The 14051-nt window shown below is 63.0% G+C and carries 12 protein-coding genes; 3 read left to right on the top strand and 9 right to left on the bottom strand.

Annotated elements, in window-relative coordinates:
• Positions 1–22: 22 nt before the first annotated feature.
• On the bottom strand, positions 23–1171 hold the full coding sequence (locus BraRD5C2_RS13995) for an AGE family epimerase/isomerase (protein ID WP_223969200.1): 1149 nt from the start codon (positions 1169–1171) through the stop codon (positions 23–25).
• A gap of 95 nt (positions 1172–1266) precedes the next feature.
• On the opposite strand from BraRD5C2_RS13995, the gene BraRD5C2_RS13990 reads away from it, so the two are divergent.
• Entirely contained in the window at positions 1267–2493 is a 1227-nt protein-coding gene (locus BraRD5C2_RS13990; RefSeq protein ID WP_223969198.1) for a phenylacetate--CoA ligase family protein, read from the top strand.
• Positions 2494–2591: 98 nt separating this feature from the next.
• Positions 2592–3122 carry an HAD family hydrolase gene (locus tag BraRD5C2_RS13985; protein ID WP_223969197.1) on the top strand — a complete coding sequence of 177 codons (531 nt, stop codon included), beginning with the start codon at positions 2592–2594 and terminating at the stop codon, positions 3120–3122.
• A gap of 32 nt (positions 3123–3154) precedes the next feature.
• On the opposite strand, the gene BraRD5C2_RS13980 is transcribed toward BraRD5C2_RS13985, so the two are convergent.
• Genes BraRD5C2_RS13980 through BraRD5C2_RS13970 form a run of 3 tightly spaced genes read right to left on the bottom strand, consistent with a single transcriptional unit; the run spans position 3155 to position 5788 of the window.
• Positions 3155–4252, bottom strand: coding sequence for a DegT/DnrJ/EryC1/StrS family aminotransferase (locus BraRD5C2_RS13980; RefSeq protein ID WP_223969195.1), 1098 nt, complete (start codon positions 4250–4252; stop codon positions 3155–3157).
• A gap of 10 nt (positions 4253–4262) precedes the next feature.
• Entirely contained in the window at positions 4263–4730 is a 468-nt protein-coding gene (locus tag BraRD5C2_RS13975) for an acyltransferase (RefSeq protein ID WP_223969194.1), read from the bottom strand.
• On the bottom strand, positions 4727–5788 hold the full coding sequence (locus BraRD5C2_RS13970; protein WP_223969192.1) for a Gfo/Idh/MocA family protein: 1062 nt from the start codon (positions 5786–5788) through the stop codon (positions 4727–4729). The genes BraRD5C2_RS13975 and BraRD5C2_RS13970 overlap by 4 nt, the downstream gene beginning before the upstream one ends.
• A gap of 364 nt (positions 5789–6152) precedes the next feature.
• Here BraRD5C2_RS13970 and BraRD5C2_RS13965 point away from each other — a divergent pair, with 364 nt between their 5' ends.
• Entirely contained in the window at positions 6153–7514 is a 1362-nt protein-coding gene (locus tag BraRD5C2_RS13965) for a hypothetical protein (RefSeq protein ID WP_223969190.1), read from the top strand.
• Positions 7515–7548: 34 nt separating this feature from the next.
• Here the strand turns inward: BraRD5C2_RS13965 and BraRD5C2_RS13960 are convergent, their stop codons facing one another.
• The 5 genes from BraRD5C2_RS13960 to asnB all read right to left on the bottom strand — a co-directional run bounded on the left by BraRD5C2_RS13960 (position 7549) and on the right by asnB (position 14047).
• Entirely contained in the window at positions 7549–8853 is a 1305-nt protein-coding gene (locus tag BraRD5C2_RS13960) for a nucleotide sugar dehydrogenase (protein ID WP_223969189.1), read from the bottom strand.
• A gap of 206 nt (positions 8854–9059) precedes the next feature.
• Positions 9060–10109 carry a non-hydrolyzing UDP-N-acetylglucosamine 2-epimerase gene (wecB, locus tag BraRD5C2_RS13955; protein ID WP_263009976.1) on the bottom strand — a complete coding sequence of 350 codons (1050 nt, stop codon included), beginning with the start codon at positions 10107–10109 and terminating at the stop codon, positions 9060–9062.
• A gap of 8 nt (positions 10110–10117) precedes the next feature.
• Positions 10118–11029, bottom strand: a complete 912-nt coding sequence (locus BraRD5C2_RS13950; RefSeq protein ID WP_223969187.1) for an NAD-dependent epimerase/dehydratase family protein — start codon at positions 11027–11029, stop codon at positions 10118–10120.
• A gap of 7 nt (positions 11030–11036) precedes the next feature.
• Complete coding sequence (locus BraRD5C2_RS13945; RefSeq protein WP_223969185.1) at positions 11037–12224, bottom strand: class I SAM-dependent methyltransferase; 1188 nt, start codon at positions 12222–12224, stop codon at positions 11037–11039.
• Positions 12185–14047 carry an asparagine synthase (glutamine-hydrolyzing) gene (gene asnB / locus BraRD5C2_RS13940; protein ID WP_223969184.1) on the bottom strand — a complete coding sequence of 621 codons (1863 nt, stop codon included), beginning with the start codon at positions 14045–14047 and terminating at the stop codon, positions 12185–12187. Before asnB ends, BraRD5C2_RS13945 begins: the two co-directional genes overlap by 40 nt.
• Positions 14048–14051: the final 4 nt, after the last annotated feature.

Raw genomic sequence — 14051 nt, 5'->3', positions numbered from 1 at the left:
GCATCAGACCAGGAAGGCGGTTCTATCCGAGCACCTGCTCGGCTTCGGTGACCGCGCAGAGCACATGGTAGAACGACGACGCCGGGATCGTGGCGACCAGCGAGCTACCGTCGCGATCGAACTGGTCGTACCAGCCGCCGGCCACGGGATGGCTGAGATAGTGCCGCTCCAGCAGCACCAGCGCCGCGCGGGCTTCGTCCGCCGCACCGACTTCGCCCGACTCCGCCTGCGCGATCCAGGCCTTCGCCAGCTCGCTCTGCGGCCACAGCCGCCTGCTGTGGCGGCGGATGTTGCCCTCGGTATCGCCCTCGTCGATCAGGCAGCCGGTGGCGTCGCGATAGCGCAGCGCAGAGGCCAGCAGCTCGCCGCGCGGGCGTCCCGTGGGGCAGCCGGTGATCCGCTCAAATCCCTTCAGCAGCCAGACCCATTCCGCGAGATGCCCGGGCTCGACGCTGACCGGCGGGATCCTCGACCAGTCCTCCTCGAAATATTCGCCGAGCGTGTGCGTCTGCTTGTCGTAGAGGTTGGCCAGGAACAGCGCGAAGAAATCGCCGGCGCGGTTCTGGAACGACAAATCATGCGTCGCGTCGAAGCAGGCGATCATCGCCTCGAACAGATGCATCTGCGGGTTCTGCCGGCGCGGCATCGACGGCGGCAGGCCTTCCTGGAAGCCGCCATGGGGCGAGCGCAGCTGGGTGTCGAGGAACGACAGCAGCGCGTCGATCTCGGCGCGGATCTGGACGTCTTGGTCGAGACCGTAGGCGGTCGCCAGCGCGAGCAGCACGAAGGCATGGCCGTAGGTGTCGCGCAGCGGGTCATGCACGGCGCCATCCTGCGTCAGGCTGAACACGAAGCCCGGCCGGCCATCCGGCGCCTTGGCCTTGGCCAGCAAATATTCCAGCCCCTTCAGCGCGATCGCGCGGCCTTCGGGATACCAGCCCATTTGGGCCGCCTTGGCGTAGCAATAAATCTGGCGCGCCTGCACAAGCAGGCGGCGCGGCGCGGCGTTGTCGGCTGTCCCATCCTGGTGCAGCCGGTCGACAAAGCCGCCGGCCGTGGCGTCCCAGCCGACCGTCGACCACAGCGGCAAGGCGTGGTCGATGATGCGGCGCTTCAACCTCGCGACGACGTCGGCGGCCCCGTCCGCCGCAACGCTCTCTGCCTCAGCCATCGTGCTCCCTGGAACCGTCCCCATGTCAGCGCTCATCGTTTGATAGCACGGGCGGACGGGCACGCCACCTGCGCAAATCCTCTCAAGGACCTGCCATGACCGATCATTACGATGCCCTTGAAACGCGCGATCCGGCCCAGCGCGAGGCCGCCCTGTTCGCCCGGCTGCCGGACGTGCTGCGCAAGGCGATGGCGGCGCCCGCCTACGCCAACCTGCTGAGGGGCATCGATCCCGCCTCCATCGCCAGCCGGAAGGCGCTGGCGGGGCTGCCGGTGCTGCGCAAATCGGAACTGCCGGCCCTGCACAAGGCAGCGCCGCCCTTTGGCGGTTTCGTGGCCGACAAGCCCGGCGCGTTCGCCCGGCTGTTCACCTCGCCCGGGCCGATCTTCGAGCCCGAAGGCCGTCAGGCGGACCCCTGGCGCGGCGCGCGGGCGCTGTTTGCGGCGGGCTTTCGCGAGGGGGACGTGGTGCTCAACACGTTCAGCTATCACCTCACTCCCGGCGGCTTCATCTTCGACACCTCCGCGCGAGCGCTCGGCTGCGCGGTGATCCCGGCTGGCCCAGGGAATACCGAGCAGCAATTCGAGCTGATCGAGGCCTATCGCCCGGTCGGCTATAGCGGCACACCCGATTTCCTGAAGATCCTGCTCGACGCCGCCGCAGCTGATGGCCGCGACGTGTCCTCGATCAAGCGCGCTCTGGTCTCGGGCGCCGCCTTTCCGAAATCGTTGCAGGAGGAGATGAAATCGCGCGGCGTCGAGGCCTACCAGGCGTTCGGCACCGCCGATCTCGGCCTGATCGCGTTCGAGACGCCGGCGCGCGAGGGGATGACGGTCAATGAGGATTTGATCCTGGAGATCGTCAAGCCCGGCACCGGCGATCCGGTTGCGCCGGGGGACGTCGGCGAGATCGTGGTGACCTCGCTCGATCCGCATCATCCCTGGATCCGCCTCGCGCTCGGCGACCTGACCGCCGCCCTGCTGCCCGGCGCGAGCCCGTGCGGACGCACCAACATGCGCATCAAGGGCTGGATGGGCCGCGCCGACCAGACCACCAAGGTCAAGGGCATGTTCGTGCGCCCCGAGCAGATCGCGGAAATTGCCAAGCGCCATCCCGAGCTCGGACGGCTGCGCCTCGTGGTCACGCGCGCCGGCGAGGCTGACGCGATGACGCTGAAAGCCGAATGTGCTTCAGCGCCGGACGCCCTGCTGAACGAAGTCGCGGCCACGCTGCGTGCAGTGACAAAACTGGGCGGCGCCGTGGAGCTGGTCGGCGCAGGCTCGCTGCCGAACGATGGCAAGGTGATTGCAGACGAGCGATGAGCCGCCCACCCCGTATGGTCCAATCCACATTGTCGCGCGCGGCATTGTGAACTATTGAGCTGGCCCATGCCTCGTGGACACGTACGGATCATCATCTCATGAGCAGCGCTTCCGAAAGTAAGCCGCGACGGCCGGCGGTTTTCTTCGATCGGGACGGCGTCCTGAACCACGACATCGGTTACCTGTTCGAGAGCCACAGGTTGATCTGGATCGACGGCGCGCGCGAGGCGGTGAAGGCCGTCAACGACATGGGCTATCTTGCGTTCGTCGTGACCAACCAGTCAGGTGTTGCGAGAGGCCTCTATGAGGAGGCGCAAATCCAGCAGCTCCACGACTGGATGGCCGCCGAGCTCGGCAAGATCGGCGCGCATATCGATGCCTTCGAGTATTGCCCGTTCCATCCTGAGGGAACCGTTGAGCGATATCGGCAGGTCAGCCCCCGGCGCAAGCCGTCGCCGGGCATGATCACCGATCTGCTGGCGCGCTTTCCGGTCGACGTCGAACGAAGCTTTCTGGTCGGTGATCAGCCGACCGATCTCGAGGCTGCGCACGCGGCTGGCCTGAAGGGCTACCTGTTCTCAGGCCCCAATCTGGAAGCGTTCCTGAAGCCGCTGCTGCAGCGAAGCTGAGCCCCGCCCATGACGCGGGGCCGCCATCGCGATCAGAACTTGCGAACCAGCTCGATCACCTCATCCTGCTGCGGGCGCGTGATCTCGGCGAAGATCGGCAGCGAGAGAATCTGGCCCTGATCGCGATGGGCGTTGGGGAATTGCTCCGGCCGGTGGGCAAACCGGGCATAGGCCGGCAGGAAGGGCAGCGCGGTGGGGTAGTTGATCGCGGTCTGCACGCCGTTGGCGTTGAGATGCGCGGCGAGCGCGTCGCGGCGCGGATGCCTGATCGTATAGAGGTGGTAGACGTGGCTGCGCGCCGGCGCCACTTCGGGCACCACGACGTCCTCGATCTGGTTGAGGCCGGTGTCGTAGACCTCCGCCGCGGCCTGCCGGGCCTCGGTCCATGCGGGGAGATGCGGCAGCTTGGCCGAGAGGATCGCAGCCTGCATGCCGTCGAGCCGACTGTTGACGCCCTCGATATGGTGCTGGTGCTTCACCAGCCCGCCATGGCGCGCCAGCATCGCCATCTGCTCGGCGAGCGCCGCATCATTGGTGACGACCGCGCCGGCATCGCCCATCGCGCCGAGATTCTTGCCGGGATAGAATGAATAGGTCGCGGCCTCGCCGAACGTGCCGACCATGCGGCCCTTGTAGCGCGCGAGATGGGCCTGGGCGCAGTCCTCGATCACCCAGAGCTTGTGCTTCTGCGCGATCGCCATGATGGCGTCCATGTCGGCGGGCTGTCCGTACAGATGCACCGGGATGATGCCGACCGTGCGCGGCGTGATCGCGGCCTCGATTGCCGCCGGATCGATCGTGAACGTCGCGTCGTCGGTGTCGCAGAACACGACGGTGGCGCCGGAGTGGGTGATCATCGCCGCCGTCGAGATCCAGGAATGCGCCGTCGTGATCACCTCGTCGCCCGGCTTCACCTTCAGCGCCCGCATCGCGAGGTAAAGCGCATCGGTGCCGTTGGCGCAGGATACGCAATGAGCCACCTCCGCGGCCGCGGCGAATTCGCGCTCGAAGGCGTCGACATAGCTGCCGCGGATGAAGGCGTTGTCGCGGATCACACCGGCGATCGCCGCGTCGATCTCGCTTTTGATGGACTGGTATTGCAGCTGCAGGTCGGCAAACGGCACCGGCATCGATAGTCCCCTATTGGCTCGCCAGCAGCCGGCGCGCCGGATTACCGGCATAGGTGCCTGATATCGTGATGTCCTTGGTCACGACAGCCCCTGCGCCGATGACGACGTCATCAGTGATCCTGACCGGCATGATCGTGGCGTTGGAGCCGATCGACACCCGGTTGCCGATAACCGTCTCGCGCCACAGCTCCTTGCGTCCGCGCGCCGGGCCGCCGGTGGAGAACGTGTCGTTGACGAACATCACGCCGTGCCCGACGAAGCAGTCCTCGCCGATGGTGACGAGCTCGCACACGAAGGCATGCGATTGCACGCGGGTGCGGGCTCCGACGACCACGCCATTCTGGATTTCGGTGAAAGGTCCGATGAAGCAGTCGTCGCCCAGCGTGCAGCCATAGAGGTTGCAGGGCTCGACGATCTTGACGCGTTCACCGAACGTCACGTCGCGCACGCTGGCCTGATGCACTTCCGGCCGATTCACGAAACGACACCCAGCCGGCTCAGCCGCGGCGTGAAGCGCAGCGCAACTTCCTCTCCGGTCTCGATCGACTCATAGAGGGCCGAGATCAGCTCCAAGCTCTTGCGGCCCTCGAGCCCGTCGACCAGCGCCGCGCGCTGGTTCTCCAGGCAATCGACCACGTGATGATAGTAGGCCTGATGGCCGAAGCCGTAGACGTTGGGCGGGTTGACCGAGAACTTCTCCACGACGTCCTTGTCCGACGGCAGTTCGTTGACGAAACGCCAGTGCCGAATCTGGTTGACCGCGAAACCGGAAATTTCAACGGTGCCCTTTTCGCCCAGGATCGAGAGCGAACCTTCGAGATCGGTCGGGCGCGCCGCGGTGGTCGCCTCGATGATTCCGAGCGCGCCGTTGCGGAACTTCAACGTCGCGACGGCGGTGTCCTCGGTTTCGATGTTGGCCAGCGCCGTCGTCGCGCGCGCATGCACGCTCACCACGTCGCCGAAGAACCATTCCAGCATATCGACATGGTGGCTCGCCTGATTGGTCAGCACGCCGCCGTCATAGGCCCAGGTGCCGCGCCAATCGTCCTGGTCGTAATAGGCCTGGTCGCGGCACCAGCGGACGCGCACCGTCCCCAGGATGAGCTTGCCGAAGCGGCCGGCATCGAGCGCCTCGCGCGCCTTGACCACCGGCACGTTGAAGCGGTTCTGCTTGACGATGAACATCTTGATGCCGGCTTCGTCGCAGGCCCGGATCATGTCGTCGGCGTCTTGCAAGCGCAGCGCCATCGGTTTCTCGACCACGACGTGCTTGCCGGCCCTGGCACAGGCGATCACATGCGCTGGATGTAGTCCGCTCGGCGTCAGCACGGCAACGGCGTCGATATCCTTGCGGGCGAGGAATTCGTCCATGTCGTAATGGGCGGGAACGCCGAACTTCCCGGCAATCGCATCGGCACGCGCACGAAGCGGATCGCAAACGGCAACCAGGCTCGCTCCCGCGATGTGATTGCCACCCAGGAGATCGGAATGGCGCTTGGCGATACGCCCGCACCCGAGCAGGCCAAATCTGATCATGCAACAGGCCCTGTCTTGTCTCGTGACCAGCCATTGCAGCCAGCCGAAGAGCCGAGGGAACAAGCGGCCTTGCGAGCCGCAGCATAGCGTCCATTACCCAGAAAACTCGGGATAAGGCAAGGCCTTGCCCCGATCGGGCAACACGGCCCGCGGCGGATTTGTTGCACAAGGCGACGCCGCTGCATCACCGGGGCAGGAAAAGCAGCACGAAGCACCAGCCTATCCTTGTCGTCCTACCGGTGCCGTGCCATGTCGTGGGGCCCAGGAGGCGTCATCGCGGGGCGATTGTTCGGGCCCAGCCTGCCCGAATACGATCACCAACGAGACAGTCCAAACGCATGGCCCGGTACGGCGGCAAATGAGAATGAACCATCGCGTCATGCAACTGGAGCCGGATTTGGGCCGGCGCCAAGCCAGGCTTGCCCTGCTCGCCTATGCGCACGTCGCGATTTGCTGCATTTCGCTGTACTGCATCACGATCACGGATTCCTTCCCCGGCGTCATCGGCTTCGACAAATCGCACCTGACATCGGCAATCCTGAACGTTCTGGTATTCAGTCCCGTCGTCATCCTGTTCGCATTCAGCCGCTTCAGCTTCGGCTATCTCGTCGGCTTCTACTTCTACATCATGGTTCTGGGATATCTCTGGCTGATCGAGTTCTCGCTGCTCGACTATGATCACCGCCTGGCGCTCATCTCGATCGTGCTTTCGGCGTTCGCCTTCCTTGTCCCCACGCTGTTTATTACCTCGCCAATGCGGCAGGTCGTCGTCATGCCGGCCCGCGCCTTTCACATGATGCCTTCCGCCATCCTGATCGCCTCGGCTGCGATCATCGGCATCGGCGCCCTCTACAACCTCAAGCTGGTCGATCTCAACGAGATGTACAAATATCGCGCGGAGGTCGCGCTGCCGGGCATCCTGCGATATGCGGTCTGGATCGTCTCAAACGCCCTGTTGCCGCTCGCCTTTGCCTGCTTCGTCACCAGCAAGCGGTTCTGGCAGGCCGGGATCGCGCTCGTTCTGATGCTCCTGATCTACCCAATCATGCTGACCAAGATGGCGCTGTTCGCGCCGGTCTGGCTGCTGTTTCTCGCGCTCGTCTGCAAGCTGGTAGAGGCCAGGGTTGCAACGATCCTGTCGTTTTTCCTGCCGGTCCTGATCGGCATGATCCTGTTCGTGCTGGTCAAGACCGACTTGTTTCCACTGACCCCCGGACTGGTCTATTTCGGCACCGTCAACACCAGGATGGTTGCGATCCCGTCGCTCGCCCTCGAAATCTACAACAACTACTTCTCGGCACATCCGCTGACCCATTTCTGCCAGATCAACGCCGTGAAGCTTGTGGTCGCGTGCGCCTACAACGAGCCGATATGGGCCGTCATGGCCAGGTCCTATGATCTCGGTGCTTTCAACGCTTCGCTGTTTGCCACCGAAGGCATCGCTTCGGTCGGCCTCGTGCTCGCCCCGGTGTCCGCGCTGGGCTGCGGCCTGATCATTGCCCTCGGCAATCGCCTCTCGTCCGGGTTGCCGCCGCAATTCGTGCTGCTATCCGCGGGCCTTCTTCCGCAAGTTCTTCTTAACGTGCCGCTTTCGACAGCCCTGCTCACGAACGGCACCGGGCTGCTCTTCCTGCTCTGGTACATTGCGCCGCGGTCGGCCTTCGACCAGACGGCAGCCTCGACGGCCGCGGTAAGCGACCGTCGATCAAATGCTGAGGCCGCCTAGAGCTTCGGTTCTGGGCGAGCGCCTGCGCGGTCGCCTAGGCGCGAATGATATTATCCGCCGGCTGAGGAAACTTTCCACGGCAATCGACCAGCAGCGGCGCGTGCGCGCCGAGCAGTTGATAGTCGAACTTGTCGTGGTCGGTCGCAAGCAGGACGCAATCGAATTGCCGCAAACTGCCCTCGGTGAGCGCGACGCTCGACAGATCGAACGAATGCGCCCGCATCTTCGGGAACGCGGGGACGTGCGGATCGCTGTAGGACACCTTGGCGCCGAGATCGCGAAGCCGCTCCATCAGCGCCACCGACGGCGATTCGCGGACGTCGTCGACATTCTTCTTGTAGGCGATGCCGAGAACCAGGATCGAGCTGCCGCTGATCGACTTGTGCCTCTGATTGAGCGCCAGCGAGATCTTTGACACCACGTAGTCCGGCATCGAGGAATTGATCTCTCCGGCGAGCTCGATGAAGCGTGTGTGCATGCCGTATTCCCGCGCTTTCCACGTCAGGTAGAACGGGTCGATCGGAATGCAGTGACCGCCGATGCCGGGACCGGGGTAGTACGGAACGAAGCCGAACGGCTTGGTTGCCGCCGCGCGGATCACCTCGTGAATGTCGATCCCCATCTTGTCGGCAACCATCTTCATCTCGTTGACGAGACCGATGTTCACCGAGCGATGGATATTCTCCAGGAGCTTCGTCAGCTCGGCGGCCTGCGTCGAGCTCACCGGAACGACCTTGTCGATCACCTGACGATAGAGCGCGATGCCGGCCTCGAGACATGCCGGCGTGCAGCCGCCGCAGACTTTCGGGATCGAACGCGTGGTGAAATTCTGGTTGCCGGGATCTTCGCGTTCCGGCGAGAAGACGAGGAAGACGTCCTTGCCGACGGTGAAGCCGCACTTTTCGATGCGCGGCTTCAGTTCCTCCTCGGTCGTACCGGGATAGGTGGTGCTTTCCAGCGACATCACCATTCCCTGGTGGAGATACGGCAGCAGCGACTCCGTGGTGTTCAGCACGAAGCTGAGATCGGGCTCGCGGTACTTGTTGAGCGGCGTCGGAACGCAAAGGATCAGCGCATCGACCTCGCGGGCGCGCGAGAAATCGGTCGTCGGCTCGAACCCAAGCTCCGTCGCATTCTTGATGCTGGCGCTCGAGATATGCTCGATATAGGAGCGGCCGGCGCGAAGCGCGTCGACCTTGGTCTGGTCGATATCAAAGCCGATCACCTTGTAGCCGACCTCGCAATAGCGAAGCATCAGAGGCAGGCCGACATAGCCCAAACCGACGATGCCGATCTTGGCCGTTCTGTCGTTGAGCTTCGCGATCAATTCGGAATTCATTTCATCACTCGTACGGGGTTGTTACGGACAATCGGCCTGAAAACCATCTAACTGGGCCTCTGATAGCGCCATAGCGGCAAAGCCACAACCCTGGAAGGCCTGCTGGAGGCCTCCTCAAGCGCCGCGGCAGGAAACCGAATGGGAGCACTTGCCACAACTGGCGGCAGCTCCGGACGGAGCGCCTGGTCAAATTCCCGGCGGCAAGGCTACCGCGGGCCGCCCGAGCTCAACAGGCGCGCGACATCGTAGGCGGCGCGACCGGTCCCATACTCGTCGATATCGCGCCGAACGGCCTGCGCCGGCTGCTTCCAGAGCCGGTTCCACCCGTGCGTGATGGTCTCCGTCCACTCGGTCTCGTCGCGCAGCGTGATGCACGGCACACGATGGAAATAGGCCTCCTTCTGCACCCCTCCCGAGTCCGTATAGACTTCGAGGGCGTTGTGCAGAAGCTTCGCCATATCGAGGTAGCCGACTGGATCGATGACCTTCAAGCCATCCAGATCGACCCCCATCGCCAACGCAGCCTGTCGGGTGCGTGGGTGCAGCGGGAGGACAACGGGAAATTTGCGCGACTGATCCTGCAGGAACTGCACGACCGCGAGAAGCTGCTGCCGATCGCCGGTGTTCTCGGCGCGATGGATCGTCGCGAGCGCATATGTCTTCGAGGCCAGCCCGAGATTACTCAATATTGCCGAGCTCTTCTCTGCCTTGTCGGTCACGAACAGGGTCGCATCGTACATCACGTCCCCGACGTGATGGACGCCGGCCGTGACGCCTTCGGCGGCCAGATTGGTGACAGCGGTCGTCGTCGGACAGAGCTGCAGCGCGGAGAGATGGTCGGTCACGACCCGGTTGATCTCCTCCGGCATGCGGCGGTTGAACGATCGAAGTCCCGCCTCGACATGCGCGACCGGAATGTGCAGCTTCGACGCCGCAAGAGCGCCGGCCAGCGTCGAATTGGTGTCGCCGTAGACGACCACCCAGTCGGGCTTTTCCTCGAGCAGGATCGGCTCGATCGCCATTAGCATGCGTCCCGTCATGTCGCCATGGCCGCCGCCGTTGATGTCGAGATGATGTCGCGGTTTGGGAATGTCGAGCTCTTCGAAGAAGACGTCGGACATGTTCGGATCGAAATGCTGGCCGGTATGCACCATCACTTCCGAAAGCCCGTCGGTCTCCCGGATCGCGCGACTGACGGCCGCGGCTTTGATGAACTGCGGCCGGGCACCAACGATGGTCAGTATCTTCAGCGTCATGGGCTCTACTAACGGTGTTGCGATTCAGCCAGGCGATGATCCGATGCACCGACAGGGCTCGCCGAGATCGTCCTTTGGATTCCTTCCTTGAACTGCACAAAGCGTCGCAAGTCCAAACGAGATGCAAGGCGGCTCAGATCAGGAACAATGTCGACGGAGGGAGTGTTCGGGTTCACGAACTCGAACTTCGGTTCGATACCGAGCTGCTGACCTATCGTGTTCGAGATCTGTCGGATCGAGAGCGTCTCGGAGGCAGCTACGTTGAGCGTATCCGTCCAGGACGACGCAATGCTCGCAAGGACGACTTCGACGATGTCGTCGATATAGGTGGGAGCGAGGCGGATCCCCTCCGTGCCACCGGAGAGCTGGATCGCCCCGCCGTCCTGGATCCTGCGTACCAATTGCGGAATGAGCCGGTCGCGCTGGCCCGGTCCGTACGGAAAGAACAACCGCAGAATGCTCAGGGAAAAAATGCTGGAGAACGGCTTCGCAACGACTTCGGAAGCAAACTTGCTCGCGCCGAGGAAGCCGGGGGGCGCCAGGCCGGCGTCCTCTCTCAGCGCTGCCGCGAACGGCTCATAGACCGCGCCTGACGAGAGTAGGCAAAAGTGCTTGACCGCGGCCTGCGCCGCCCAATCCAGCAATCGCATCGTCATGCCGACGTTGACGTCGAACATCTCGCGCGAATCCGCGGGGAAGTCGCGATAACGTCGCGACTGAGCGGCATGAACAACCGCATCGATCGTCTTGGGGAAGCTCGAAGCTTCGATCGAAGCCGCTCCATCCCAAACCACCTTCGTTCCGAAGGCAACCGACGTGCCCGGCCGGCAGACGCAGAAAAGCTCATGCCCCTCAGCCACCAACCGAGGGCCGAGAGCAGAGCCGACGAAACCGCTACAGCCCGTCAATAATATCCGCATGCGCGTGTCAGACCGTTGGCTTCGTCAGCAAGACTGAAATCCCGTTCGGATTGGAGTCATTGAAGGCATAATCCTTCACTCCGAGCTCCTTCATCCAGCCCGCAACCTCGTCGTCACTGTGCTGCCAGGCGTTGTGCGGATGATACCAATCGAAGTTGACCATGTTGTTTGTTTCATAGTCGAACGCCTCATTCCAGAAGCATTTCAGGAAATTATAGTACAGCAATCGCTGGACGTTGTGCGTTCCTGCGGGAATCCCGAGCACCGGGATCGGCTTCTCAAGCGTGATCGTGGCATTCAGCCGGGAAAGCTCCCGGCCCAACTCCGTGATCCCTTCGCACGCCGCGTAGCATTCCTCCGCGGAGAGCGGCATGAAATTCTGGCGGACATGGTCGTCGGCGAAGACGCGCACGGCGCCCATCTTCCGATAGACGTAGAAGAAGAACTGGCCGCCGGGCCTGACCTTGCGGTACAGGGCCTCCACCGCCGCCCTGGTGTTGGGCGTGTGATGCAGCACTCCGTCCGCGATGATGAAGTCGAACGTGTCATCGGGGAAAGGAGCTTCCATCAAATCGGCCTGGACGACCGAGCAATTCTCGAGATCACGAGTGTTCTCGAACGTCGTCAACGCTGCATCAGAAACGTCGAGCGCGAACACCTCGCCCGGACAGTTCTCGGCGATGAACCTCGTGTTGAAGCCCGACCCCGGACCGACCTCGAGCACGCGCTGCTTGGACCGGTAGAAAGCCTTCAAGGCGTCCAGATCGGGCAGCCCGAGCTTCTTGCAATACCAACCGAACAGGAATTCCTTGTGCTCGGGTTGCAGCCCATACTGCTTGAAGCGGCGCCACTTGTCCGAGAAGGTCTGATTTGTCTTGGCCTGCTCATGGGCTTCCGGCCGGCTCTGCGCGGTCGCCGGCTTCGGCAAGCCGTAGCGTGAACAGAAATCGGTCAGGTCAGGCTGCATCGGGCCGCTCAGGAAGCAGGGAACCCCGTGCAAAATCGGATACCATAGCGATGCATCGGGCGTCCGAAGCACGCCTTCGATGACCTGGCCATCCTGTTGCGTGAAAGCCTCTAGCTGAAGCTCCATTCCGTTCGGACGGAGACGTGAAGACGCAACGGTTCGCATAAATCTAGCTCCTACAACTGCAACTAATGGAGGGCGCCGCCATAGGCACCATGTTGCTTGCACCAGGACTCGAAGCTGAGCAAACACCAGATCAACGCGACATGGTTTGCCTTTTGCTCGAAATGCTCGTCCAGAATCCGGCGTACGAAATCGTGTTGGAATACGCCCCGCTGCCTAATGCGGGATTCCGGGAGTTGCTCCTCGATCCATGAGCGCAGAATCCCTCTGTACCAAGACGCGTCCGGAGGACCAAATCCCATCTTCGGTTTCCGGTAAATGGTGTCGGGGACCAGCGGCCGGACGGCTTCGCGAAACAGGATCTTGCCCGTGGAGCCGTCGGACAGCAGGCCCCAATCCACGCCGAGCAGATAGTCGACCAGCTCGTTATCCAGAAGCGGCACCCTGGTCTCAAGGGAATGCGCCATGGACAGCTTGTCTTCCAGCAACAGAAGACCTGGAAGATAGGTCGTCAAGTCGACGTGCATGACGGCGTCCCAGGGATCCCGCGACGGAACCGACCCGATCGCATCTCCGATCGCAGCGAGCGGATCGAAACCACCTGCGGCGCGCAGAAATTCCGGCGTAAAGGCATCGCCGATCTTGTCGGCCGATACCGGGACGTTGAGGCTGGCCCGGTAGAGGGCAAACGGATCCCGCGAGGCTGCCGGATCTCCCGCCGCGGCGCGAAACCGCTGCATCACACGCTGCATCAGGGAAGCCGGAGCCGCCCTCGGCACGATGGCGTATCTGCCGACATACCCTCCGGTGACTTCGTCGCCGCCCGTGCCCGACAGGACGACCTTGGCGTCCTGAGCGACCCGCTGCGCGATCAGATAGTTCACATAGGCCATTCCCATGCGAGGATATTCAATCGCGCCAACGGTTGCATCGAGATGACGCGCCAAGGCATCCTGCGGCACCATGAGCTCGACACGCTCGATGTTGAGCTGCTTTGCGACCTCACGGGAGAACTCGCGCTCGTCGACGAACTTGTCGACACCGACATTCTCAAGATCGAAGATGCACGAATACGCGCGCACGACCGGATCGATCTGGTGCGCACCCGCCGTGATCGCCGAACTGTCGATCCCGCCCGACAGATACGCCATGACAGGCACGTCCGCAGCCAGCTGCCTGCGCAACGCCGCCTGCAATATTTCGCCGAATTCGCCCGAAGCCCGCGCCAGACCTGGCGCGTATTTGCGATGGTAAGAGGCAGCCCAATAGGTGCCGCTCGAGCTCCCGCTCGCCGTAAATCGCTCGAACGTACCGGGCTTGAGGAGACGGACGCCCCTGAATGGCGTGCGCCCTCCCCAATTATTCATCAGCGTGAAATACTCCAGCGTCGCTGATGCATCGAACTGCTTGTTCACCAATCCGCTGGCGTGCAGCGCACGCACTTCCGAGCCAAACACGAGGCCCTTGCCGGGCAACTCCGCGACGTAGACCGGCTTGATCCCGTATCGGTCGCGGGCGATCACCAGCTCACGCTGGTTTTCGTCCCAGATGGCGCAGGCGAACATGCCGTTCAGCTTGTTGAACAGTCTGTCCTTCCACTGCTCCCAGCCGTGAACCAGAACCTCGGTGTCCGAATGGTCGGTCGCAAAAACGTGCCCGGCGGCCTCGAGCTCTTTTCTCAGCTCGCGGTGATTGTAGATCTCTCCGTTGAAGACCACCCATACGGTTGCATCTTCGTTGCTCATGGGCTGGTTGCCGGTGGCCAGGTCGACAATCGCGAGCCTGCGGAAGCCCAATGCGACGTCCGCCGTCACATGGAATCCACCGTCGTCAGGGCCGCGGTGCTCGATACTGGCCGCCATATTCCGTATCCGGACGCTCGCGTCCGGACAGGCGCCAAAATGCAAAATGCCAGCAATGCCACACATCTGG

It is taken from the genome of Bradyrhizobium sp. RD5-C2 (assembly GCF_019972155.1).
GTDB lineage: Bacteria > Pseudomonadota > Alphaproteobacteria > Rhizobiales > Xanthobacteraceae > Bradyrhizobium.
Note: the sequence above shows the minus strand (reverse complement) of the source record. Positions and strands in the feature narration are given on the sequence as shown.

Excerpts from the sequence above, each read along its gene's own strand:
- BraRD5C2_RS13995 (WP_223969200.1), bottom strand. The coding sequence starts at position 1,171 with ATGGCTGAGGCAGAGAGCGTTGCGGCGGACGGGGCCGCCGACGTCGTC.
- BraRD5C2_RS13990 (WP_223969198.1), top strand. The coding sequence starts at position 1,267 with ATGACCGATCATTACGATGCCCTTGAAACGCGCGATCCGGCCCAGCGC.
- BraRD5C2_RS13985 (WP_223969197.1), top strand. The coding sequence starts at position 2,592 with ATGAGCAGCGCTTCCGAAAGTAAGCCGCGACGGCCGGCGGTTTTCTTC.
- BraRD5C2_RS13980 (WP_223969195.1), bottom strand. The coding sequence starts at position 4,252 with ATGCCGGTGCCGTTTGCCGACCTGCAGCTGCAATACCAGTCCATCAAA.
- BraRD5C2_RS13970 (WP_223969192.1), bottom strand. The coding sequence starts at position 5,788 with ATGATCAGATTTGGCCTGCTCGGGTGCGGGCGTATCGCCAAGCGCCAT.
- BraRD5C2_RS13965 (WP_223969190.1), top strand. The coding sequence starts at position 6,153 with ATGAACCATCGCGTCATGCAACTGGAGCCGGATTTGGGCCGGCGCCAA.
- BraRD5C2_RS13960 (WP_223969189.1), bottom strand. The coding sequence starts at position 8,853 with ATGAATTCCGAATTGATCGCGAAGCTCAACGACAGAACGGCCAAGATC.
- wecB (WP_263009976.1), bottom strand. The coding sequence starts at position 10,109 with ATGACGCTGAAGATACTGACCATCGTTGGTGCCCGGCCGCAGTTCATC.
- BraRD5C2_RS13950 (WP_223969187.1), bottom strand. The coding sequence starts at position 11,029 with ATGCGGATATTATTGACGGGCTGTAGCGGTTTCGTCGGCTCTGCTCTC.
- asnB (WP_223969184.1), bottom strand. The coding sequence starts at position 14,047 with ATGTGTGGCATTGCTGGCATTTTGCATTTTGGCGCCTGTCCGGACGCG.